The sequence below is a fragment of the Proteus vulgaris genome (genome assembly GCF_033708015.1).
Classification (GTDB): Bacteria; Pseudomonadota; Gammaproteobacteria; order Enterobacterales; family Enterobacteriaceae; genus Proteus.
This window is the reverse complement of the sequence record NZ_CP137920.1, coordinates 3854614-3879833: the sequence shown is the minus strand read 5'-3', so window position 1 is coordinate 3879833 and position 25220 is coordinate 3854614. Positions and strand designations below refer to the sequence as shown.

The 25220-nt window shown below is 37.2% G+C and carries 21 protein-coding genes and 1 tRNA gene; 16 read left to right on the top strand and 6 right to left on the bottom strand.

Annotated elements, in window-relative coordinates:
- Positions 1-56 precede the first annotated feature (56 nt).
- From SB028_RS18215 to SB028_RS18165, 11 genes are all read left to right on the top strand, one after another.
- Positions 57-133, top strand: a tRNA-Pro gene (locus SB028_RS18215).
- Positions 134-348: 215 nt separating this feature from the next.
- Positions 349-2031: a ShlB/FhaC/HecB family hemolysin secretion/activation protein gene (locus SB028_RS18210; protein ID WP_069369573.1), complete on the top strand. Its 1683-nt coding sequence runs from the start codon at positions 349-351 to the stop codon at positions 2029-2031.
- A gap of 522 nt (positions 2032-2553) precedes the next feature.
- Positions 2554-4161 carry a dipeptide ABC transporter periplasmic-binding protein DppA gene (gene dppA / locus SB028_RS18205; protein ID WP_069369574.1) on the top strand — a complete coding sequence of 536 codons (1608 nt, stop codon included), beginning with the start codon at positions 2554-2556 and terminating at the stop codon, positions 4159-4161.
- A gap of 165 nt (positions 4162-4326) precedes the next feature.
- Positions 4327-5346 (top strand): dipeptide ABC transporter permease DppB, encoded by a 1020-nt coding sequence (gene dppB, locus SB028_RS18200; RefSeq protein ID WP_318859711.1) that lies wholly within the window; start codon positions 4327-4329, stop codon positions 5344-5346.
- A gap of 10 nt (positions 5347-5356) precedes the next feature.
- Positions 5357-6259, top strand: a complete 903-nt coding sequence (gene dppC, locus SB028_RS18195; RefSeq protein ID WP_069369576.1) for a dipeptide ABC transporter permease DppC — start codon at positions 5357-5359, stop codon at positions 6257-6259.
- 12 nt (positions 6260-6271) lie between these two features.
- Entirely contained in the window at positions 6272-7255 is a 984-nt protein-coding gene (gene dppD / locus SB028_RS18190) for a dipeptide ABC transporter ATP-binding protein (protein ID WP_069369577.1), read from the top strand.
- Positions 7248-8249, top strand: a complete 1002-nt coding sequence (gene dppF / locus SB028_RS18185) for a dipeptide ABC transporter ATP-binding subunit DppF (RefSeq protein ID WP_069369578.1) — start codon at positions 7248-7250, stop codon at positions 8247-8249. The genes dppD and dppF overlap by 8 nt, the downstream gene beginning before the upstream one ends.
- A gap of 125 nt (positions 8250-8374) precedes the next feature.
- Entirely contained in the window at positions 8375-9277 is a 903-nt protein-coding gene (locus tag SB028_RS18180) for a filamentous hemagglutinin N-terminal domain-containing protein (protein ID WP_069369579.1), read from the top strand.
- A gap of 370 nt (positions 9278-9647) precedes the next feature.
- Positions 9648-10721, top strand: coding sequence for a filamentous hemagglutinin N-terminal domain-containing protein (locus SB028_RS18175; protein ID WP_069369580.1), 1074 nt, complete (start codon positions 9648-9650; stop codon positions 10719-10721).
- 222 nt (positions 10722-10943) lie between these two features.
- Positions 10944-11654 carry a HAMP domain-containing protein gene (locus SB028_RS18170; RefSeq protein ID WP_069369581.1) on the top strand — a complete coding sequence of 237 codons (711 nt, stop codon included), beginning with the start codon at positions 10944-10946 and terminating at the stop codon, positions 11652-11654.
- Positions 11655-11828: 174 nt separating this feature from the next.
- Entirely contained in the window at positions 11829-13352 is a 1524-nt protein-coding gene (locus SB028_RS18165; RefSeq protein ID WP_069369582.1) for an insulinase family protein, read from the top strand.
- Between the two features lie 99 nt (positions 13353-13451).
- Here SB028_RS18165 and SB028_RS18160 read toward each other — a convergent pair whose 3' ends face one another.
- The 4 genes from SB028_RS18160 to SB028_RS18145 form a co-directional block, all read right to left on the bottom strand.
- A complete protein-coding gene (locus SB028_RS18160; RefSeq protein ID WP_069369583.1) occupies positions 13452-14462 on the bottom strand; it encodes a serine hydrolase domain-containing protein in 1011 nt (336 codons plus the stop codon).
- A gap of 80 nt (positions 14463-14542) precedes the next feature.
- Entirely contained in the window at positions 14543-14752 is a 210-nt protein-coding gene (locus SB028_RS18155) for a 2-hydroxymuconate tautomerase family protein (RefSeq protein ID WP_006534633.1), read from the bottom strand.
- A gap of 69 nt (positions 14753-14821) precedes the next feature.
- A complete protein-coding gene (yhjD, locus tag SB028_RS18150) occupies positions 14822-15841 on the bottom strand; it encodes an inner membrane protein YhjD (protein WP_069369584.1) in 1020 nt (339 codons plus the stop codon).
- Positions 15842-16172: 331 nt separating this feature from the next.
- Positions 16173-16562, bottom strand: coding sequence for a DUF1090 domain-containing protein (locus tag SB028_RS18145; RefSeq protein ID WP_069369585.1), 390 nt, complete (start codon positions 16560-16562; stop codon positions 16173-16175).
- Positions 16563-16743: 181 nt separating this feature from the next.
- Between SB028_RS18145 and SB028_RS18140 the strand changes: the two genes are divergently transcribed.
- The 4 genes from SB028_RS18140 (at position 16744) to SB028_RS18125 (ending at position 21668) form a co-directional block, all read left to right on the top strand.
- Positions 16744-17586, top strand: a complete 843-nt coding sequence (locus SB028_RS18140) for a 23S rRNA (adenine(2030)-N(6))-methyltransferase RlmJ (RefSeq protein WP_069369586.1) — start codon at positions 16744-16746, stop codon at positions 17584-17586.
- A 147-nt stretch (positions 17587-17733) separates the two neighbouring features.
- Positions 17734-19086 carry a glutathione-disulfide reductase gene (gene gorA / locus SB028_RS18135; protein ID WP_069369587.1) on the top strand — a complete coding sequence of 451 codons (1353 nt, stop codon included), beginning with the start codon at positions 17734-17736 and terminating at the stop codon, positions 19084-19086.
- A 620-nt stretch (positions 19087-19706) separates the two neighbouring features.
- Positions 19707-21128, top strand: coding sequence for an NAD(P)/FAD-dependent oxidoreductase (locus tag SB028_RS18130; protein WP_069369588.1), 1422 nt, complete (start codon positions 19707-19709; stop codon positions 21126-21128).
- Positions 21129-21173: 45 nt separating this feature from the next.
- Positions 21174-21668, top strand: coding sequence for a RidA family protein (locus SB028_RS18125; RefSeq protein WP_069369589.1), 495 nt, complete (start codon positions 21174-21176; stop codon positions 21666-21668).
- Between the two features lie 115 nt (positions 21669-21783).
- Here SB028_RS18125 and SB028_RS18120 read toward each other — a convergent pair whose 3' ends face one another.
- Positions 21784-22788: a LacI family DNA-binding transcriptional regulator gene (locus SB028_RS18120; protein ID WP_141002578.1), complete on the bottom strand. Its 1005-nt coding sequence runs from the start codon at positions 22786-22788 to the stop codon at positions 21784-21786.
- Positions 22789-22980: 192 nt separating this feature from the next.
- On the opposite strand from SB028_RS18120, the gene SB028_RS18115 reads away from it, so the two are divergent.
- Positions 22981-24639: an alpha-glucosidase gene (locus SB028_RS18115; protein WP_069369591.1), complete on the top strand. Its 1659-nt coding sequence runs from the start codon at positions 22981-22983 to the stop codon at positions 24637-24639.
- A 60-nt stretch (positions 24640-24699) separates the two neighbouring features.
- Here SB028_RS18115 and mobB read toward each other — a convergent pair whose 3' ends face one another.
- Complete coding sequence (mobB, locus tag SB028_RS18110) at positions 24700-25218, bottom strand: molybdopterin-guanine dinucleotide biosynthesis protein MobB (RefSeq protein ID WP_069369592.1); 519 nt, start codon at positions 25216-25218, stop codon at positions 24700-24702.
- Between the last annotated feature and the right edge of the window lie 2 nt (positions 25219-25220).

The window sequence follows — 25220 nt, the reverse complement described above, 5'->3', positions numbered from 1 at the left end:
GATACTAAAAAAGTATTGACGGAGTAGCTTTCTGGCAGTAAGATGCACCTCGTTTTCGGCGAGTAGCGCAGCCTGGTAGCGCAACTGGTTTGGGACCAGTGGGTCGGAGGTTCGAATCCTCTCTCGCCGACCATATTAAGAAACCCCGCTTTTAAAGCGGGGTTTTGTCGTTTTGGTATCCCTTCATAAATAATCTTTTATGACTTTTTACTTTCTGATAGGTCGACATGGTTGCATTATTAGTAACTATGGAAGTAAATGAGAGTAAAAGACGTTTTTTATAAATCTTTTTTGTTTCTCTTTACATATACATAGCACTCCTATTTTTTATATAAGAGTGTAAATTGAATGCGTATTGCGTTGTCTATTCTAATCTGCAGTATTTTATGGTGTTGCGCTTTTTTCTCTGTAGCAAATGAAAATCATCTTGATCTTCCCGTACCCGTAGATTTACCGACAGAAACACAACTTAGAGATAACTTATTACAACAAAATAACAATGTCTCTCTAGTCAATTTAGCACTACAAAATAAAATGGAGTTTGCCACGACTTCTTTACCCTGTTTTTCAATTAAGCAGGTAAAACTTCATCATGTTGAGGCATTTTCTTCCCCATCATTACAACACCAAGTTGCAAAATGGCAAGCTGCATTAATAGGACATTGCCATTCGCAGTCATTATTAGAACAAGATATCAAGATCCTTAATGCGATGCTTTACGATGCTGGATATGTGACGAGTGAAGTGGGTAAAGTTGATCTTTATGCTGATGAGGAGATATTGGATATCATATTAAATGTCGGGAGAGTACAAGATATTGTTTCCAAAACACAGACAGATAAACACTATCTGATTTCACAGGCAGTGCCAGTAAAAAAAGGCGATATTTTAAATATTAAAGACATTGAACAGGGGGCTGAAAATTTCAAAATCCGTCCTAAAAGCAATGTCAAAATTCAGATAGAACCATCATCAAAAGAAAATGAGTCGATTATTTCCCTCTCTCAAGTTGGAAAAAGGACAATTGCTGGCTCGGTATCGATTGATAATAAAGAGCAAAAAATTTACGGAGATCTATTTGGTACGACAAAGCTCAGTCTGGGTAATTTAGCGCAACTTAATGATACATTAGTGGTTATTCTTTCAAGTCAACTTGATACCTTAAAATCAAGAGGTATCAAAAAGCAGATATTGTTATGGCAGGTACCTTACCAATATTGGCGTGCTACGCTATTTGGCTACAATATTGAATCAAAAAGTAGAGTATCTGAAGCGACAAAAGGATTACAAAAAAATCGCCAACAACTTCTTTCTTTTGAGATCCAACGTCAGTTTAGACCCTCAACACAGCGCACGGTGACGTTAAGTGGAGGAATGCAGTATTACACTTATCGAAATGAAGTGTCTGGCTATCGCTTATCAGTACATGAGCGTCGTAGCCCTTATGTTAATGCGGGTATCGAGCAAAATTATCGCTTTATGAGAGGGGGTTACCTGAATACTAAATTGGCTTATAAGCAGAGTGTTTTTATTCCTGGCGCTAGACTTTCTCCGATAGATTCACTTAATGGTGTACCCATTTTTAATATTAATTTAGAAGCGTTAATTCCTTTTAAAATCAATTCACAGCCATTTTTTTATCAGCCAGAAATCATCTTTCAACTGACGCGATCGGAGATTGATGGGTTACTTGATAAAGCAAACATTGGCGGTCTATATAGCGTGTATGGCTTTGAACCAGGCAAAGGCTATTCTGATACAAACCAGTTTGTTTCCCGACATAAGGTCACTTGGCTTACACCTTTTTATAACCAAATGTTATTCTCTGCAATAGATTATGGTTCTGTCTCAGAAGATAGAAAAAACGTTTTTTATAATAAAAATAAATATTTGGTTGGTGCGGCAGCAGGGCTAGAAGGGAGCTTTAAACAACTTAGTTATCAATTTGTATGGAGCATACCGCTATCGGCACCTGCTAGTAGAAAAGAAACAGGATCACAGTTCAATTTTAATGCCCAATTTAACTTCTGATTATGGCAGTTTATTTTATATTTTTTACTGTTTATTTTATAAGCTATCTAATAAATCACTATAAATTATCGAGTTATATAGCATACTCGTAGTTAAAAAGAGAAAAAGGTATTTTTCTCTTTTTAAGTTAGCTTAGTATTGCACTGATTATCTTCTAGATAGTGGTATTATTCTTTTGGGCTAACAGAATAAACCACTCACTTCTTTGTTTCATTTCAATATATTCGTTTAATATTTAAGCGTTCAATCACAAAATATCGTTTTTTTTAAAATAGTCATTTAACTTAAGACTCACTTAATGTGTGGTTTTATTCTCTACTATTAAACGAATTTGTCCAATTTTTATCCTGTAATTGTTTGGTGTTTGTTTAATTTATGTTTGTAATTTGTTCGTTTTGGCCTAGAGCCCTTATTGACGTAAAGGAATACAGTTGGTTAATTGAACAATGACAAAATAAAAAGGTATTCCGTTTTTAAACAGGAAGCCAAAACACAACAGAACAATTTCGGAGAGTAATAATAATGAAAAGCTCCAAAAAACAGACAGGAATTTTGACCGCTACTATTGGATTGCTCGCATTAGCTGTTTCTGCGGGAGTGCAGGCAAAAACATTGGTGTATTGCTCAGAAGGTTCACCTGAAGGGTTTAACCCTCAGTTATTTACTTCTGGAACAACCTATGACGCAAGTTCAGTGCCTATCTATAACCGCTTAGTTGAATTTAAACTGGGGACAACCGAAATCATTCCCGGTTTAGCTGAAAGCTGGGATGTGAGTGATGATGGCAAAGTGTATACCTTCCATTTGCGTAAAGGCGTGAATTGGCATAGTAGTAAAACCTTTAAACCAACACGCGAATTTAATGCGGATGACGTGATGTATACGTTTATGCGTCAAATGGATCCAAAACATCCGTACCATAAAGTCTCTGGTGGAAGTTATGAATACTTCTCTGGAATGGATATGAACAACATGATCGAGAAAATCGAGAAAGTTGATGATCATACCGTGCGTTTTGTTTTAACTCGCTCAGAAGCGCCTTTTATTGCTGATATGGCAATGGACTTTGCATCCATATTATCTGCTGAATATGCGGATAATATGATGAAAGCAGGTACACCTGAGAAAGTAGATCTAGATCCCATTGGTACAGGACCTTTTCAATTACAGCAATATCAAAAAGATTCTCGTATTCTTTATAAAGCCAATGATCAATATTGGGGTAAAAAACCCGATATTGACCGTTTAGTTTTCTCTATTACACCTGATGCCTCTGTTCGATATGCAAAACTGCAAAAAGGGGAGTGCCAGGCAATGCCTTTCCCTAATCCTGCTGATATTGCGAAGATGAAACAAAATAGCGATATCAATCTGTTAGAACAGCCGGGCTTAAACGTAGGTTATATCTCTTTTAACGTTGAGAAAAAACCACTGGATAACCAAAAAGTTCGCCAAGCATTAAGTATGGCGGTGAATAAAGACGCCATTATTGAAGCGGTTTATCAAGGTGCTGGTCAGAAAGCGAAAAACCTTATTCCTCCTACAATGTGGGGTTATAACGATGATGTCGTCGATTACGAATATAACCCTGAAAAAGCGAAAGCATTGCTAAAAGAAGCAGGTCTTGCTGATGGTTTTACTATCGATTTATGGGCAATGCCAGTACAGCGTCCTTATAACCCAAATGCCCGCCGTATGGCTGAAATGGTACAAGCGGATTGGGAAAAAATTGGTGTTAAAACCAAAATCGTAAGTTACGAGTGGGGGGAATATCTCAAGCGTGCTAAATCCGGTGAACACCAAGCAGTTATGATGGGGTGGACAGGTGATAACGGAGATCCAGATAACTTCTTCGCTACGCTGTTTAGTTGTGCGGCAAAAGAGCAAGGCTCGAACTATTCAAAATGGTGCTATAAGCCATTTGAAGATCTGATCCAGCCTGCACGAGTAGCGGCTGATCATGAAAAGCGCGTAGAGCTCTACAAACAAGCTCAAGTTGTGATGCATGACCAAGCACCAGCTTTGATTATTGCTCACTCGACCGTTTATGAACCAGTGAGTAAAAAAGTAGAAAACTACGTGGTTGATCCATTAGGCAAACATCACTTCGAGAATGTCTCTCTTAAATAATAGCAATTCCTAATTATTGGGTTGCCTTAAGTACGGTGCTTTTCTTTATGAAAGGCACCGCTATTCAATAATAACGAATACATTCAGTACACTGTGGGCGCAGGGGACTTTCCTCTGATTTATCAGCGCTATCTTTTAGCTGATGTTTGAAAAGAGAATTAGGATATGCTGCAATTTATCCTTCAACGTTTGGGACTTGTGATCCCTACGTTTATCGGAATTACATTACTGACGTTTATTTTTGTTCATCTTATTCCCGGTGATCCGGTAATGATTATGGCTGGTGAACGTGGACTTTCTCCAGAGCGACATGCTTATTTAATGGCAGAGTTGGGACTGGATAAGCCGTTATGGCAACAATATATCAATTACCTAAATGGCATTTTCCATGGTGATTTAGGTATTTCATTAAAAAGCCGCATTCCTGTATGGGATGAATTTTTACCTCGCTTTAAAGCTACTTTAGAACTTGGCGTTTGCGCCATGATTTTTGCGGTTTCGGTTGGGATCCCTGTGGGGGTTTTGGCAGCCGTAAAACGTGGTTCTATCTTTGATCATACTGCGATTAGTGTGTCATTAGCTGGTTACTCCATGCCAATCTTTTGGTGGGGGATCATGTTAATCATGCTAGTGTCTGTAAAACTCGATCTCACGCCTGTCTCTGGCCGCCTTGCTGATAGCGTCTTTTTAGATGACAGTAACCCACTGACTGGATTTATGCTGATTGATACCTTTGTTTGGGGAGAGGAAGGGGATTTCTTAGATGCCGTTCATCACATCATTTTACCTGCCATTGTATTAGGAACCATTCCTTTAGCTGTTATCGTGCGTATGACGCGTTCTTCGATGCTTGAAGTATTAGGCGAAGATTATATTCGAACCGCGAGAGCAAAAGGTTTAAGTCGCGCTCGCGTTATTCTTATCCACGCATTACGCAATGCGATGTTGCCGGTTGTCACTGTTATTGGATTACAAGTTGGAACAATGCTGGCGGGGGCAATTTTAACAGAAACAATTTTCTCATGGCCGGGATTAGGGCGCTGGTTGATTGATGCCTTACAGCGACGTGACTACCCCGTTGTGCAAGGTGGTGTGCTGTTAATTGCAACGATGATTATCTTCGTCAATCTGTTGGTTGATGTTCTTTATGGCATTGTGAACCCTCGTATTCGCCATAAAAAATAAGGAATGCATAATGACTGAAAATAAAGTAACACCGGTCATCAGTGCACCGGCTCCTATGACCCCCTTCCAAGAATTTTGGCACTATTTTAAACAAAATAAAGGTGCCGTTGTTGGGTTAATCTATATTGTAATTATGTTGCTTATTGCATTACTGGCAGGTTTTCTTGCACCTCATGCCCCTAATGAACAATTTCGTGATTTCTTATTAGCGCCCCCTGTTTGGCAAGAAGGGGGGAGCTGGCAATTTATTCTCGGTACTGATGATGTTGGTCGCGATATTCTTTCTCGTTTAATGTTTGGTGCTCGTCTTTCATTATTGGTGGGCTGCATCGTTGTCGTACTATCACTTATCTTAGGAATTATTCTAGGGTTGGCAGCGGGTTATTTCGGTGGCCTTGTGGATATCGGCATTATGCGTGTTGTTGATATCATGCTGGCATTACCAAGTTTATTATTGGCATTAGTTTTGGTCGCTATTTTTGGTCCCTCTATTGTTAATGCTTCTATTGCGTTAACTTTTGTTGCCTTACCGCATTATGTTCGACTCACTCGTGCCGCTGTCTTAATTGAAGTGAATCGCGATTATGTGATTGCCTCTCGTGTCGCTGGCGCGGGTTCATTGCGTCAGATGTTTATTAATATCTTACCTAACTGTCTTGCTCCTTTAATTGTTCAAGCTTCTTTAGGTTTTTCTAATGCAATCTTAGATATGGCAGCATTAGGCTTTTTAGGGATGGGCGCGCAGCCACCAACACCTGAATGGGGAACCATGTTGTCTGATGTATTACAGTTTACACAAAGTGCATGGTGGGTTGTAACGTTTCCTGGTTTGGCGATTTTGTTTACCGTATTAGCCTTTAACTTAATGGGTGATGGTTTACGAGACGCGCTTGATCCGAAATTAAAGCAGTAACGGGGTAAGAACATGGCATTACTAAATATTAATCAACTATCTGTTCACTTTGGTGATGAAGATACTCCGTTTAAGGCGGTAGACCGAATTAGCTATCAAGTTGAAGAAGGGCAAGTTGTCGGTATTGTTGGGGAATCAGGTTCAGGTAAATCCGTTAGCTCATTGGCGATTATGGGGCTTATCGATTTTCCGGGGCGAGTGAGCGCAAAAGAGCTCTATTTTGATGGCAGAGATCTGATGAAAATCTCTGAATCAGAACGACGCAATTTAGTCGGAGCCGATGTTGCGATGATTTTCCAAGATCCTATGACAAGCTTGAATCCTTGTTTTACGGTTGGCTATCAAATTATGGAAGCCTTAAAAGTCCATCAGGGAGGAAGTCGTAAAACACGCAAACAACGTGCTATCGACCTCTTAACGCTGGTGGGTATTCCTGATCCCGCTTCTCGCTTAGATGTCTATCCACATCAGCTTTCAGGGGGAATGAGCCAGCGTGTTATGATTGCAATGGCAATTGCTTGTCGCCCTAAATTATTGATTGCTGATGAACCAACCACGGCACTGGATGTGACTATTCAGGCTCAAATCATAGAACTTTTGCTAGATTTACAAAAACAAGAAAATATGGCGCTCGTGTTGATCACGCATGATCTCGCATTAGTGGCGGAAGCCGCAGACACCATTATTGTAATGTATGCGGGGCAAGTGGTGGAATCCGGAAAAGCATCAGAAATATTTAAAGCGCCTCGCCATCCTTATACTCAAGCATTATTAAGAGCACTTCCTGAATTTGCGAGTAATAAAGCACGATTAGCATCGTTATCGGGTGTTGTACCAGGACGCTATGATCGCCCAACAGGCTGCTTACTCAATCCACGTTGCCCATATGCTCATGATGAATGTTATAAGATTGAGCCTGAATTAAAAGAATTAGGGGCGCACCGTGTGAAATGTCATACACCGTTAGATAATGCAGGGAGACCTACCCATGGCTGAAATTAATCCAAATGTATCAACTCCCTTATTAAAAGCGGTTAATTTAGCGAAGTATTACAGCGTAAAAGGCGGTATTTTTTCAAAAGAAAGAACAGTTAAAGCGCTTGATGGTGTCTCTTTTGAATTAGAGCGCGGTAAAACCTTGGCTGTTGTTGGTGAATCAGGGTGTGGTAAATCTACATTAGGTCGATTATTAACGATGATTGAGATCCCGACTTCAGGTGAGCTTTCTTATCGTGGGCAAAATCTATTAGTTAAAGATAAATCGGCTGAGAAGCTACGTCGCCAAAAGATCCAGATTGTATTTCAAAACCCTTATGGATCATTGAATCCACGTAAAAAAGTGGGACAAATTTTAGAAGAGCCTTTATTGATTAATACAGCGCTTAATGCTTCTGAGCGGAAAGAAAAAGTATTATCAATGATGGCTAAAGTAGGATTAAAAACAGAACATTATAGCCGATATCCACATATGTTTTCTGGTGGTCAACGTCAGCGTATTGCTATTGCACGAGGCCTGATGCTTGATCCAGACATTGTGGTTGCAGATGAGCCCGTTTCTGCACTAGATGTATCTGTTCGTGCCCAAGTCTTGAATTTGATGATGGATCTGCAACAAGACATGGGACTTTCTTATGTTTTTATTTCTCATGATCTTTCCGTTGTTGAACATATTGCAGATGAAGTTATTGTAATGTATTTAGGGCGTTGTGTAGAAAAAGGAACAAAAGCTCAAATTTTTGAAAATCCTCAACATCCTTATACACAGGCATTATTATCAGCAACACCAAGATTGACGCCTGAATTAAGACGAGAGCGTATTAAATTAACAGGTGAATTGCCTAGTCCGTTAAATCCACCATCAGGATGTGCTTTTGCCGCTCGTTGTCGCCGAGCATTTGGTATGTGCACACAACTGCAGCCCACTTTAAAAGAGTATGATGGGCAGCGAATCGCTTGTTTTGCCGTAGAGCAAGATCACGCAGAAGTTTAATCAGAAGATTGATAAATATATTTTATAAAATAAGAACAATGTTCGTATTATGCATTGTTCTTATTTTTATATAATCAAGATATATCGTGAATTATATTTCTTTTTTTTAAAAAGGAGTGTTAATCATGATGAAAAAATTAAATTTATTCGCTAAACCCCGTTATGGTTTATTAATTTTATGTCTATCAACTAATGTTTATTCATCTGACAATGGAATTGTTGTTGATACTCATAAATATAAAGATTTGGAAGTGGTTAAAAACCAAGAAGGTATTGAAACGGTATTTATTGAAAAACCCGATGAAAATGGATCCTCTTTTAATTATTTTACGTCATTCAATGTTAATAATGCAGGTGCTATTATTGATAATCGTTCTGCTGAAGCCAATATCATTATTAATGAGGTCACTTCACAAGAAACAAGTAAGCTAAACGGTGATTTATCTGTTTTAGGAAAAGCGTCCGCACTTATCATTGCTAATCCTAATGGTATCGAGTGTAATCAGTGCCAATTTTCTGGTGTTAATAATGTGTCGTTAGTGACAGGAGTTAATGATATAAATAATAAAGACCATTATAATATGTCTAATAAAGAAATCATTATTAATGGTATGGGAGAGACACCTAAAAAACAGACAATAAATATTGTATCAAATAATATTAAGATAATTGATGATTATGATATAGATTATTTAAATGTTATTGGAGGATATAGTAAAGTAGTTTTTGGTGATTATCTATGGGACGGATTTAATTACCGTAATGGTCTCATTACTATTGAAAGAAAAAATTATTTTGGATCAGATAATATTGAGTATTCTATTGATAAAGGATTGAAATTAACCTATCCAGGTATGATTGCAAATAAAAAAATCGATAACTATTACGAATTAAACATTATTAAGGTAAATAAAGATAATGATTTGATTTATTCTGCTTATAGTAAATTTAAAAATCAGGGTATTTCAACAAAAGAAATGTTAGCTTACACTCATGCATTAAATAGCAAAGAATATCAAGTTCAATAGTAATTATAAAATATAACTCAGTGTTGAAGTAACCTCCAGTCGTTGGACAACCAATTACTGGGGGTTTTTTATATTAAAATACAATCAAGATTTAGACATTATTATTTCAAGTGAGCATTTAGTAGATGACTTATCTCGAAGGTTTTAAAAAAGACGCGATAGCTTCTTACCAAATTATATAGGACTCAAGTTGTTACCATTGCGTATAAAGCGAAATAGAACTTGAAAAGGTTATCAATAATGGGGTGTTTAGAAAAATATGTTTTTTTATCAATCTAAAGAATAATGTTTGTATTATGCATTGTTCTTATTTTTATATACTCAAAATATATCGTGAGTTATATTTCCTTTTTTTAAAGAAGAGTTAATGATGATGAAAAAATTAAATCTATTTGCTAAGTCCCGTTATGGTTTATTAATTTTATGTTTATCAACTAATGTCTATTCATCTGATAATGGAATTGTTGTTGATACTCATAAATATAAAGATTTGAAAGTGGTTAAAACCAAAGAAGGTATTGAAACGGTATTTATTGAAAAACCCGATGAAAATGGATCCTCTTTTAACTCTTTTACGTCATTCAATGTTAATCATGCAGGCGCTATTATTGATAATCGTTCTGCTAAAGCCAATATCATTATTAATGAGGTCACTTCACAAGAAACAAGTAAGCTAAACGGTAATTTATCTGTTTTAGGAAGTACATCCGCACTTATCATTGCTAATCCTAATGGTATCGAGTGTAATCAGTGCCAATTTTCTGGTGTTAATCATGTGTCGTTAGTGACAGGAATTAATGATGTAAACAATAAAGATCATTATAATATTTCTGATAAAGAAATCATTATTAATGGTATGGGAAAGACACCTAAAAAACAGACAATAAATATTGTATCAAATAATATTAAGATATATGGTAATAATAAGATAAATGATTTAAATATTCTTAATGGATATAATAAAACAGTTTTTGGTGATTATCTATGGGATGGATTAAATCAACATTATGGTATCTTCACTATCAAAGATGGGGCAGTTCTAACAACGGATAGTTTTAAATTAGATGGTGGTGAGTTTTTTATTGATGGACGATTGAGAACAATCAATATAAATATAAAGAGCAGTGAAGCAATCAATATTAATAAAAATGCCAAGTTAGTCATTTTTAATAGAAATAGAAATGATAAGTTTAATAGTGTACAAACTATTGAAAGTAAGGATTTTAAAGTAAGGGGACAGTTAAGTATTATTAATAATAATGTCATATTTAACACCGATAATATGGAATTAAATAATGATAATAAAGTCACAATAAAACATGCCTCTGTGCTTTTTAATGTAAAAGGAAAATCATTTTTAGTGAAAGATAAGAAAAGTTTACTCATTAATATTAATGAAAGTAAAAAGAAGGGTGAAAATTTATTTGGTAGAGATGATTTTTAATTTAATATGAGAGTAATAAGTATAGTTTATTGATGACTCTCTTTAAACGAGTTTTTATCAGAATAAACTAACAAATAAAGTAAAATAGGTTTCTTATTAATGAGACCTATTATACTTAATAGATAATTTTAATCATTATTTTCTTTCTGGTAAGGTGATACATAATCACAAAAATACAGTATAATCACTCTGTTCAGACTATGTATATTGGAAATAGCAACGGTGAAACCTCATCTTAAACATTCATTAACAATAAAACAGATGGCCGCTGTTGCGGGCGTTACGTTGGTGACTATTGCTATTTTTATCAGTATTCAGCTTGTTTATTTAATAGATCAACGGCGTGAAGATTATCAAAATCAGCTTTTTAATGCCGGTGTAAGTATCCAGCAACCACTTGCTGATGCATTGTTACGATCAGATTTGAACGATGCTAAACAACAAATCGTTGCACTAAAAGCAACAGGCATTTTAGGTAAAGCGATTGTTATGCAACCTGAAAATGTGCAAGTGATGAATTTAGACTTTGCACCTAAAAAAGAAGTCTCTGAATTCTCAAGCTGGCTTTTTGGTATCCCCGTTGAAGCTGTTATTCCTTTACAGCCATTAGGTATTACTTCAACAGATGATAAGTCCTATAGTGGTCATCTCATTTTACAGGCAGATACAAATCGTTTTTATCGTTTTGCCAGTAATACTGTTGCATTGATGCTAACAACATATCTGCTGATGGGGCTTATTCTGACGGTTGCTATTAGTTGGTGTATTAACCGTATTGTTGTAAAACCTTTACGCCAAATCGCCGTGACCCTCAACAAAGATAACAAAGTTTCAGCGTTATCTTGTCCCAAATCACATTGTGATGACGAGATTGGTTTGCTGGTTAAAGGATATAATCATCAAAAATCTGAGCAAAAATTGCCAAAGGTCTGAACCTTCTTACACCATAATGAGTCTAATCACCATAGTGATTTCATTTCATGTTTCTGTGGTGATAAAGAATGATAATACAAAAGATAGACATCCGACATCAAACATGTCTTTTGGCACTTATTGTTAAACCTCATAAGTGGTTTAATACCAAGGATTAATACAACAGAGGTTCACATGCAGGGTGTAATGACACGAATTTTATTGGGAAGCGTTATGTTCGGCGCTGTTGTTTGCCAAGTTCAAGCAGAGGCTTTACAGCCTGATCCAGCTTGGCAAGAAGGGCGACTAGCAAATGGCTTTCAGTGGCAAATTTTACAAACACCGCAACGCCCAAATGATAGAATACAGATCCGTTTATTAGTCAATACGGGTTCTTTATCAGAAAAAAGCAGTGAAACGGGTTTTTCATCCTTGGTGTCCAAACTTAATGTTTTGGAAAATACAGGTTTAACGCCAGAGAAACGTGATAACTTATGGAAAAATGCGTTAGATCCTGATTATCCGTTGCCTCCAATGATCGTTTCATACGATTTTACTGTTTATAATCTAAGTTTACCGAATAATCAGCCTGAGCTGTTAAAGGATGCTTTTGCATTATTAGCGGGTATTGCTAAACCTGCACAATATACTGAAGATGCGGTTCGTAACGCAGTTCAATCACCACTTCCCGTTGCAACGTTTCCCCTTAATATTGAAGATCCTATCTGGCGCTCACGTCTTGAAGGGTCTAATTTAAAAGGCCACAATCCGGGCAAACCGGTTAATCAATCTGTCAATACGAAAGAGCTGTCAGATTACCAACAGCGTTGGTATACCCCAGATATGATGACTCTCTATGTTGCAGGTAATGTTGATAATCGAGTATTGACTGAAAGTATTAATCAGGCCTTTTCTCCTCTATCAGGAAAGCGTGTAACCCCCGTTCCAGTACCTGTTCTTGCCGATATGAAACCTGAAACGTTATATGTGCAAGAGCCTATGCGTGCAAAGGATCAAATTGCTTTAATTTGGGATTTAGACTGGTCGCCAGTAAAAGATTCGGACACGTTAAATAAATATTGGTTAAGTGATTTAGCTCGTGAAGTGATTTTTGTGCATTTAGGTCGTAGCCTTGAACAGCGTAAGGAAAACGACAGTACGCAAATTAACATTGATTGCCGAGTACAATATCAGCGTGCAAGTTGTTCTTTAAATCTTGATACTGCCACAGCGCATATTCCTGCATTAGCATCATGGGTAGGAGAAGAATTGGGGCGCTTGCGTAACCAAGGTATTAGTGATGAGTTATACCAAGAGCTACAACAAGAGAAACAACTTCAATTAACTCAATTGTTTGCTCGTTATGCGAAAACCAGTACGGCTATTTTAATTAATCAGCGTTTGTTATCACAACAAAGTAATATTATTGATATTCCACCTGAACAATATCAGCGCTTACGCCAAGCCTTTTTAGCGGGTTTAACAAAAGAGACATTAAATCAGGAGCTTTCAAGAGTTTTATCTGAAGATATTACTTTTGTATTAACGCAAAGTGGTGAAACGCCAACGGTAAATCTAGGTGAATTACGAATTCAATTTGAAAAGCAAGTTCATCCTGAAATGACAAATACACCTGCACCGGTTGCAACTAATGCTACACCAAATAAAGCGATTGAAGCGCCTGCTGCAACAACTCCAGCACCAACGAAGAAATTGTAATAAATCAGGGATAGGCTGATATTGAAAATATATCAGCCATAAGATAAACAAAAAGCCAAAAGTGTGATTGATACGTTTTTGGCTTTTTATTTTTTGATTTTAAAGGCGTTTAAACGCTTCTTTAATAATGGCTATCAAATCTTCACGATGATTTCTTTGGGTTGTAAAACCGGCAATAGCAATCTGTTTTTCAGGTAAATAATAAGCGACTGAGCCCCAATAACCAAGATGGTAGTAAAGTGTGCCTAAGCTAGTTTCTTCCGCCATTAAGCCTAAACGATAATTTTCCGCACCGGTATGTGAGCCTTGCCATTTCATCTCTTTTAAGGTCGATGGATGTAAGTAAACTCTATCTTCGAACAAATCTGCAGTAAATTTAGCTAACTCAAGGGTGGTCATCACAAGCCCACCACCGCCAAAAGCATCCATTGAAGCATCTATATGAGTCCCTTCATGCTCACCTGTAAACTGTCTAGCTCGCGCTTTAAAATGCTTAGGTTGTTGTTCTAAACCTTCCCACCACGTTTGTGGTAAATCTAAGTTTTGAAAATGCAATAAATCACGCACGGCGGTGGCCATATTTTTTTTCATAAACTGAGAAAGGATATCACCTAACAAAATGTATCCTGTATCTGAATAAATGAAGCGTTTTCCCGCAGGGATAATGGGAAAGCCTTGTTGAGCATAGCGCGCTATTTGCTCTTCTCGTGTCCATTTATGAGTGGGATCTTTAATCACCTCTTCGAGGTAAGCTTCATTGGCATGATCGAATAAGCCACTGCTATGACTTAATAAATGGCGTAGCGTAATGGTTTTAAGATCATACCCTAGCTCTAATAATGTCTGTTGATAGTTAGCACTTAAATATTTAGTTATATCATCATCAAGGGATAGGGCATCTTGTTCCCATAAACGTAAAAAAGCAGCTGCGAGAAAAGTTTTTGTATTACTCGCGATTCGAAAAGGTGTATCTACAGTTAATTTTTTCTGGATACTTTCGTCAGCAAATCCATGTGCCATACCAAAAGGGTACTGAATACCTGCACCTGTAATATAAATAGCACTTGCTGAAGGTAAGGCATGAAAAGCATCAGTCATTGATTGAACCATAGTTACTTCCTTATCTGTCAGGATAATAAATCAGTAAAAAGGGTGTACTTGGCACCCTTTATTTTTATTGCAGAAATGCTTTATTTACTTTTTGTTGCTGCTCGTAACTCGGTGACTGTTTTACCACCTATTCCCCAGTTATCTGTTTCAACTTCATCGATGACCACAACGGTCGTTGCTGGGTTTTTGCCTAATACATCAACTAAAAGTTGTGTTGCTCCCGCAATGAGTTGTTCTTTTTGTTCTGCGGTTGCACCTTCGCGTGTAATTTTAATATTAACGTATGGCATTTTTTTTCCTTATTACGTTATTTATAGGAGGTTAATGCAGGGAATTAACCATGTTGTTTTATCATAAAGTTAAGATGTTGATTGCGTTTCATTCAACTGTTCTTTGCGCATATTTGGACCATCGGTGGCTATCCACGCGGCACAAAAGAGCGTTAATCGGGCAAAAAAGTAGAAGAAAGCCATTAAGCCTATCACTGAACCAAATGCGGCACCTGAAGGTGAGCTTGCGATTTTAGGTAGCATCCATGTCATGACGGATTTTAATATTTCAAAACCAATGGCCGCGATAAGTGTGCCTTTAATAAGCGAAATTCGTTTGGGTTGATGGCGAGGAAGGATCCACAATATCCATAAAAAGAGTAAGTAATTTGCAGTAATGGAAATCGTTAAGCCGATGATCGTCCAAGCTGGTGTTAGCCATTCAATGCCATCTAATCCCAATGTATGAACAATCATTCGTTGGGCTGAACCTGCCACAGAAGTGAGTGTAATAGTGACAATTAACGCAAAAAGTAAGCCAATTAGCGCTAAAAAGTCACGAAAGTAGCGAAAATAGATTTTCTCTTGCTCTTCTTTGTTTCTTTCCCAAACGGGGCGAGATTGCGCCAGGATGGCTTGGCGTAAATTACCCACCCAGTTAACACCAGAATAAAGTGCAATTGCTAAACCGGTTAAACCCACGGTAGTACGCTGGCGAACTGCAGTATCAATACTTTGTTGAACCGTGGATGCCAGCGTTGGATCGTCAATGCTATTTGCGACACCTGTAATTAATTTAGCGAGTAAATCTGGGTTTGAGGCTAAAACAAAACCTGCACAGGCAAAGGAAAGCATTAATACAGGAATTAATGATAAAAATGAAAAATAGGTAATAGCGGCACCAAACTGATTTCCCATTCTGTCAGTAAAGCGTTCGGCAGTGCGAATAAGATGTGCAATAAAAGGGATGTGAGTAATAAAGTTACTGATTTTTATCCCAATACCGATGGCCTTCTTTCCGCCATGGATCCCTTTTTCCAGCCCTTTTTTGAGTGGCTGAGTCAGTTGAGTTTTTTCGTTTTCTGTTTTGGGTTGCTGCTCTTCTGACATATGTCCTCTTTAATTAGATCTGTCCATTTTTAATAACTGAGTGTCACTACTATAGTTCTCACTCAAAAATATCATAGCTTAATTTCTATTATACACCTTATGCTTATTGTAATTAGCCACTGATTTAGGATATGTATTTGTTTGTTATAGCTTAAGTGTAGATGATGCCCTATCAAAAGGTGTAGATAATCTTGTGCTTAATAAAGGATAAAAAAACCAATACCGTAATTATGAAATTAAGTTTAGTTTACTAAGAGAATGGCTACTCACTTATTATTTTATTCTGTATTTCACAGTCAAATAAGGAGTAGACATTAATTACTGATGATAACTACTTTGTCAGTAGGTTTAATTCTTCTTCAATTGCTTTTAAATCAGCTTTTTCTTCAGCTAGCTTTCTTTCTTGTTTAGCTATTTTAGCTGCATCACCCTTAAGTTGTGCTTCTTTTAATTCCAGTTCACGCTTTTCAACATCGAGTTGTTTTTCACGTAATTCAAGGCGCGTATTTTCAACCACTTTTTCAGGAGTGCAATAGCGTTCAACATTTTGTAATGCTCGCTCCAAGCCTTGGATACGATATTGATTACCATGTGCTTTTGCATATTCCATTTGTTTTTGGATATTCTGTTTTTTTATCTCACAGCCATTGGTTGAACTATTGGCATAAGCATTACTCGCAAGTAAGCTTAAGGTTATGACAGTAAAAAGTAATTTTTTCATCTTTTTTATCCTATTTAAACTTAAGTGAAATATAAACTTATCATAACGGTTGAATACTAAGACACAACGTTTCTTTCGCTTTCAATGAAGAAGTTCGGCTTTTTCTGATACACTGAGTTTAATCACTATTTCAGAGTAAATTAATTACTAAGCTATACTTATTTCTAACGGAAGATAAAGAATGCTGAGCTATCGCCATAGTTTTCATGCTGGCAACCACGCCGATGTTTTAAAACATATTGTTCAAACACTCATCATTGAGTCTTTAAAAGAGAAAGAGAAACCTTTTCTTTATCTTGATACTCATGCTGGCGCTGGACGGTATCAATTAACCAATGCTCATGCGACTCGCACTGGCGAATACTTAGAAGGGATCGCTCGCTTATGGCAGCAAGAAGAAGTGCCTGAGCTTATTTTGCCTTACCTTGAAGCGGTTGGGGAATTAAACGCAAATGGGGAACTGCGTTATTATCCAGGATCGCCGCTATTAGCGGGAAAATTACTAAGAGAACACGATTCTCTAGCGTTAACAGAATTACATCCAACGGATTTTCCTTTATTACGTACCGAATTCTCTCGTGATAAGCGAGCGCGAGTTGCTCGTGAAGATGGTTTTGGCCAATTAAAAGCTAAGTTACCTCCACCAAGTCGCCGTGGATTCGCATTAATTGATCCACCTTATGAACTTAAACAAGACTATTCTGCGGTTGTGAAAGGTGTTGTTGAAGGCCATAAACGCTTTGCCACTGGAACTTATGCGATTTGGTATCCCGTCGTTCATCGCCAGCAAATCAAGCGTATGTTAAAAGAGCTTGAAGCAACAGGGATCCGTAAGATTTTACAAATTGAATTAGCAGTAAAACCGGATAGTGATCAACTAGGGATGACGGCATCAGGCATGATTGTGATTAATCCGCCTTGGAAATTAGAATCACAAATGAAATCAATACTCCCTTGGTTACATAAAATCTTAGTTCCTGAGGGGATTGGGCATACATTAGTGGAGTGGGTTGTACCAGAATAAGCCTCTTTATTATTGTTTTTGCCTATTACTGTAAAAGCTAAAATCTGACGTGCTATGTTTTAAACTTTGTCATAATAGATTTCATGACATGAAAGACTTAGCCTGTGAGTTACCTATTTTTCTACAGATAAATGGATCAGAGAAATGATGAGCAAACATTACGATTATATCGCCATCGGTGGCGGTAGTGGTGGTATCGCATCAATTAATAGAGCTGCAATGTATGGACAAAAATGTGCATTAATTGAAGCGAAAGCATTAGGCGGCACTTGTGTTAACGTGGGTTGTGTACCTAAGAAAGTGATGTGGCATGCAGCGCAAATTGCTGAAGCTATTCATCAATATGGTCCTGATTATGGTTTTAATACCACAGTGAACCGTTTTGATTGGGATACCCTCATCAGTAGCCGTTCTGCTTATATTGACCGTATTCATCAATCTTATGACCGTGTCTTAGGTAATAACAAAGTTGATGTTATCCAAGGGTTTGCTCGTTTTGTTGATGCCAACACTATTGAAGTTAATGGTGAAAAGATCACGGCTGATAATATTCTGATTGCAACAGGAGGTCGTCCTGTTCAACCGAATATTCCAGGTGCTGAGTATGGTATTAATTCTGATGGTTTCTTTGAGTTAACTGCTTTACCCAAACGTGTTGCTGTTGTTGGTGCGGGTTATATTGCGGTTGAACTTGCGGGTGTGTTAAATGCGTTAGGTAGCGAAACACATCTATTTGTACGTAAACATGCACCACTGCGTAATTTTGACCCATTAATCGTCGAAACACTGTTAGAAGTGATGGAAACGGAAGGGCCTAAGTTACATACACACGCTATTCCTAAAGCCGTGATAAAGAATGCAGATGGAAGTTTAACGCTACAACTGGAAAACGGCACAGAGCAAACAGTTGATACCTTAATCTGGGCAATTGGCCGTGAGCCTGCAACGGATAACTTGAATCTGTCGGTAACGGGTGTTGAGTTAAATGAAAAAGGCTATATCAAAGTCGATAAATTCCAAAATACCAATGTAAAAGGCATTTATGCTGTTGGCGATAATACAGGGGCGGTTGAATTAACGCCTGTTGCTGTTGCCGCAGGGCGTCGTTTATCAGAGCGCTTATTTAACAATAAACCGAACGAACACTTAGACTATTCTAATATTCCAACGGTTGTATTTAGCCATCCTGCTATTGGTACTGTTGGTCTAACTGAGCCTCAAGCGATTGAGCAATATGGTGCAGACCAAGTGAAAGTGTACAAATCGTCTTTCACTGCAATGTATAGTGCGGTGACTCGTCATCGTCAACCATGCCGTATGAAGCTGGTTTGTGTTGGTGCAGACGAAAAAATTGTTGGCATTCATGGTATTGGTTTTGGTATGGATGAAATGCTACAAGGTTTTGCCGTTGCACTGAAAATGGGCGCAACGAAAAAAGACTTTGATGATACGGTGGCAATTCACCCAACAGCAGCAGAAGAATTTGTGACGATGAGATAAGCCATTACCATTTATATTGTGTAAGCTTATTTTTATTATTACGTGGAAAGCTAGAGTTAACCCTCTGGCTTTTTTATTGAGAATTTGTCTTTATTTCAGTTTTATGTCGCCCTCAAATATCCTCTTTTCTACCTATTTTCCAAAAAGCATATTTATCTACTTATTGACCCAAAAACCAGCCACTCAATGAAATGACTTATTTTTTAAAAATAAAGTTATCTCATAGTCAACATTCATTTTTTTATTTATGTAATTGTGCGATAGGTTTGCTTATTTTGTAAACAAATCTTGACATATTTACATGCTTATTTGTATCAAAATGTTAATTAAATGCATGATTACACTTTCCATTAACAACTTTAATTTTGTAGATAATTCTCTTATTTATCATTGCATAACAATAATTAACTCAATAAATGATTATCTGTAACTGACGGTTTTTTATGAGAAAAAGTAATTATAGTAACCATATAGTATCTATGGATATTGTTGCTTAGTGAAATGCTTAACAAATAATTATAATTATTAACAATATAATGAACTATGGTAATATCCACTTTTAAAGATACAAACTAATAACATTATAAATATAAATGGTAAATCCATTACTGAGGTAGAAGATGAAAATTTCAAGGAGAAAGCTGCTTTTAGGTGTTGGTGCTGCGGGTGTTTTAGCCGGTGGTGCTGCATTAGTTCCGATGGTTCGTCGTGATGGCAAATTCGTTGAAGCTAAATCTAGAGTATCGTTTGTCGAAGGTACAGAGGGTGCTCTGCCTAAAGAGTCTGATGCAGTGATTATTGGTGGTGGTATTCAAGGTATTATGACCGCTATCAACCTTGCAGAACGTGGCATGAGTGTCACTATTTTAGAAAAAGGCGAGATTGGTGGTGAACAATCTGGCCGTGCATACAGCCAAATTATTAGTTATCAAACATCACCCGAAATTTTCCCATTACACCATTACGGGAAAATCTTATGGCGTGGAATGAACGAGAAAATTGGTGCTGATACCAGTTATCGTACACAAGGTCGTGTAGAAGCCCTTGCAGATGAAAAAGCATTTGATAAAGCTCAAGCATGGATCAAAACAGCAAAAGAAACGGCAGGATTTGATACACCACTAAATACTCGCATTATTAAAGGTGAAGAGTTATCAAATCGTCTTGTTGGTGCTCAAACACCATGGACGGTTGCCGCTTTTGAAGAAGACTCAGGTTCTGTTGATCCTGAAACAGGGACACCAGCATTAGCACGCTATGCTAAACAGATTGGCGTGAAAATCTATACCAACTGCGCGGTAAGAGGCATTGAAACTGCGGGTGGTAAAATTTCTGATGTTGTAACAGAAAAAGGCGCAATTAGAACATCTCACGTTGTTCTTGCTGGTGGTATTTGGTCACGTTTATTTATGGGGAACATGGGCATTGATATTCCAACGCTGAATGTTTACTTATCACAACAACGTGTATCCGGTGTTCCAGGCGCACCTCGTGGTAACGTGCATTTACCAAATGGTATTCACTTCCGTGAACAAGCCGATGGAACTTATGCTGTCGCGCCACGTATTTTCACCAGTTCTATCGTGAAAGATAGCTTCTTGTTAGGGCCTAAGTTCATGCACCTATTAGGTGGTGGTGAGCTGCCATTAGAATTTTCTATTGGTGAAGACTTATTTAATTCATTCAAGATGGCAACATCTTGGAAATTAGATGAAAAAACACCGTTTGAACAATATCGCATTGCAACAGCAACACAAAATACTGAGCACTTAGATGCTGTATTCCAAAGAATGAAAGCAGAATTCCCAGTATTTGAAAAATCACAAGTTGTAGAACGTTGGGGGGCTGTTGTTAGCCCAACATTTGATGAATTGCCAATTATTTCTGAGGTCAAAGAGTACCCTGGTCTGGTTATCAATACAGCAACAGTATGGGGTATGACTGAAGGTCCTGCCGCAGGTGAAGTGACTGCGGATATTGTTACGGGCAAAAAACCCGTTATTGATCCAACACCATTTAGTATGGATCGTTTTAAGAAATAAGTAACCCCTTGTTTTACTGTAAATTAAACATGTTAAGGAGTTTTCATGCGCTATAAAAGTTTACTTGTTGCTCTACCTTTTATTTTTGGTGTAGCAAGTGCGAATGCGGAGGGTGTTGTGCACCATAAATTAAACGGTATGCCTATTTCAGAATCTGTTGAAGTGAGTGCAGGTAACAACCTTGTTTTCTTAAGCGGTAAAGTTCCTGCTAAGAAATCAGCAGATGCGCCAGAAGGTGTATTAGCGTCTTATGGTAATACTGAAGAACAAACTATCAGTGTATTAGAGCAAATCAAAACTCACTTGAATGAACTTGGCTTAGACATGAAAGACGTTGTTAAAATGCAAGTCTTCTTAGTTGGCGGTGAAGAAACTAAAGGTGAGATGGACTTTAAAGGCTTTATGGATGGCTATTCTAAGTACTTTGATGCTTCTAAAACTGAACAATTGCCAGCGCGTTCAACTTTCCAAATCGCTAAACTGGCAAATCCAGCATGGCGTGTAGAAATTGAAGTTATCGCTGTTCGTCCTGCAAAATAAAGACGGTAGCTTTTATTTCGTTTTGAAGTAAAACATAATCAATTAAAACGCCAAAGAGGGCTAACTTTCTTTGGCGTTTTTTATCACAAAACGGCTATAAGAACTGAATCAACCATTAACTGCTTTCACCTTGAATAAACGTCACTGGAATAACAGAGACATTATCTGTTATTTCTTTATTCTCAATTAATGCACTAATTACTTCTACGCTTTTTTCAGCTAGTTTTTCAAAGGGCTGTTCAATACAGGTTAATTGCCGCAGTGTTTGATTTAACCAGGGGCTGCCATCGTAAGCGACAATTTTTAGTTGTTCTGGAATGACGATATTTCGCCTTGTTGCTTCATTAAATAATGCTATGGCGGGAATATCCGCAGCAAAAATAGCATCGATATCTGAATGCAAAGAAAGTGTTTTTTTGGCAAACGATTGAAAATAATCTTTTTCTTCTTTTTTCCAATTTACTTTGCAAGGAATAGGTTTAATACCAGCCTGAATAAGCGTTTCTTTAAAAGCTAAACAGCTTTGATATGAAGGAGTTGATGATAAATAACTTGAATTATCTTCAATATAGAGAATGTTTTGGCAACCTTTTTGAATAAGGTGTTCTGCGGCTAATCGACCACCAGTATGGTGATCAGAGCAAACTAATGGAATATCATGAAGATGACGATCTAGTGTTACCACGGGTCTTTGAATATGCTGATATTCACTATCATCCAATAGCAGATATTCTGCAATAATACCGTCGATCTGACCTCGTTTAAGCATATCAAAAAATATACGTTCACGTACTTTGCTATTTTGTGTTGCACATAACATCATGCTATAGCCATTTTCAGCGAGCTTATTTTCAATAAAACGTGTCACAGTCGCAAAATAAGGATATTCAAGGCTATTAATAATGACACCAACAACCGCGCTTTTTTGTTGATATAAATTTCTTAGCCAAGTATCAGGAATATAGTCTAATTCCTCTACCGCTTTTTTTATTTTTTCTCGCGCAGCTTGAGATACATAACCACTATTATTTAATGCCCTAGAAACAGTGCTTGCTGCGACATTTGCTTTTTTTGCGACATCCCGGATCCCCGCCATTGAATATGCTGTTGCTCCTTTCAATTAGTTGATGACCTAATATATCTTAATATGATTATGAGAAACCCATCTTTATTGAGGTAATTGTGTTTTTTTAATATGAGCTATTTCACATTTTAGTATGTTAATTACCTTACCCTCTCTTTTAGTGCTTATAGTATTCTATATTAATTATGGAACAGTTCCATATATACGAATTACCTTGGTGAGGTGAATATGTCTAGTACTTGGTGGAAAGAAGCGGTGGTCTATCAAATTTATCCCAAGAGTTATTATGATAGTAATGGGGACGGTGTTGGGGATTTAGCTGGGATCACCGAAAAATTAGATTATATCCAGTCACTTGGTACAAATGTTATTTGGTTATGTCCCATATTTAAATCGCCAATGAAAGACAATGGTTATGATATTGCTGATTATTCTGTGGTTGATCCTATTTTTGGCGATAATAACGCGTTGGATACCCTTATTAGCGAAGCTAAAAAGCGTGATATAAAAATTCTACTCGATTTAGTTTTAAATCACTCTTCTAATGAGCATCCTTGGTTTAAAGCAGCAATTGAAGATCCTAGTAGCCCATATGCCGATTATTATATTTTTAAACAATGGGATAAATCGACTCCCCCTAATAATTTACGCACTTATTTTGATTGCTCGGTTTGGAGCCGTGTTGGAAAAACTAATCGTTGGTATTTTAATTCATTTGGCCCTGAACAGCCGGATTTAAATTGGGAAAACCCACAATTACGTAAAGATATTATCAATATGATTAATGTCTGGATCAAAAAAGGTGTTGCAGGATTTCGCATTGATGCGATTGGTAATTTAAAAAAATCCCCTGAAGCCTTATCTGAATATCAATTTGAGCCTGACAAAGACGATGGTTCTGCATCTTTAGTACCTTGGGTTTTAAATCAACCGGGTATTGATAAGTTCTTAACTGAATTAGCCGAGAATACTTTTAAGCCTGCAAATAGTATGACGGTTGCAGAAATTGATGTGCCTGAAAAAGATTTGTGTGCTTATGTTGGTGAAAATGGTTATTTCTCCATGGTATTTGATTTTAGTATCGCTGACTTAGATATTCGCAATGAAAAGCCATTCACCCTTAATCCAATCACAGGTGAAAGATTAAAACCTGTATTTATTAAAAGCCAACTAGATACTCAACGAGTTGGTTGGGGAGCACCTTATTTAGAAAATCATGATCAACCTCGTTCATTAAATAAATTTCTCCCTAAAGGTGGTATTAATCCAACTAGTGCCAAAATGTTAGCGACATTTTTATTAACTCAACGAGGAACACCTTTTATTTATCAAGGACAAGAAATCGGTATGACAAATTGTCCTATGACATTAGAGGAACATGATGATTTACATGTCTTTAAATTATATGAATGGGGGCATAAATTAGGTTATAGCGATAAGCAAATAATGGAATATTTTAATGATCGTAGCCGTGATAACTCAAGAACACCTTTCCAATGGAATACTGAAATAAATGGTGGTTTTAGTACAGGTAAACCATGGTTAAAAGTGAATCCTAACTATGTTGATATTAATGCACAGAAAGAAACGCAAGATAAGCATTCTCTGTTCGCTTATTACCAACAATTAATTGCATTAAGACGACATTCAGAGATCAGCGATATTTTGATTTATGGTGAGTTTTTGCCATTAAATTCACCAGAAAATGTGATTGCTTTTAAACGTATTTATGAAGATAACTCAATCAATATTTACTGTAATTTCAGTGGTGAAGAAAAAGCACTAACCATAAAAGCGAAAGATATTTATTTGCATAACAGCCCAATAGTGGAAAATGCACAAGGCGAGCTTATCCTTCAGCCTTATCAAGCAATTATTTTTGCTTAATTTATTTTATCTAATTAAAAATAGAGCGCCTTTATAAGGCGCTCTATGACTTATAATTTTTTATTTCGTCTGCTTCAGCCAATCTGCAATAAATTCAGCAATAGCTTCAGGTGCGTTGATATCTAGTAGTGGAAAATCTACGCTTAAATCACAATCACTGGCAACGGCAATAACGTGCTCATCAAGTAAATCATTAAAATTACGCTCATTGATATGACGATAAAGTGCAATTTTAGGAATGGTTTCGCTTTTAAATCCTTCGACTAAGATTAAATCTAGCTTATCTGCATCAAAACGAGATGCGAGATAATACAAATCTAATTCTGGGAGTTCTGGCGTTTCTGTCATTAATGCCCAACGTTGTTGGCTTGCGACTAATGTCTGGTCTGCACCTGCTTTTCTAAGCTCGTAGCTATCTTTTCCGGGCTTATCCACATCCATATCATGGTGAGTGTGTTTGATCATACCTACGCGAATTTCTCTTTTGCGTAATTGTGGAATAAGTTGTTTCAGTAGTGTCGTTTTACCGGTTCCACTCCATGCTGTGATCCCTAAAAGGGGTAAATCTGCTTGTGCCATGT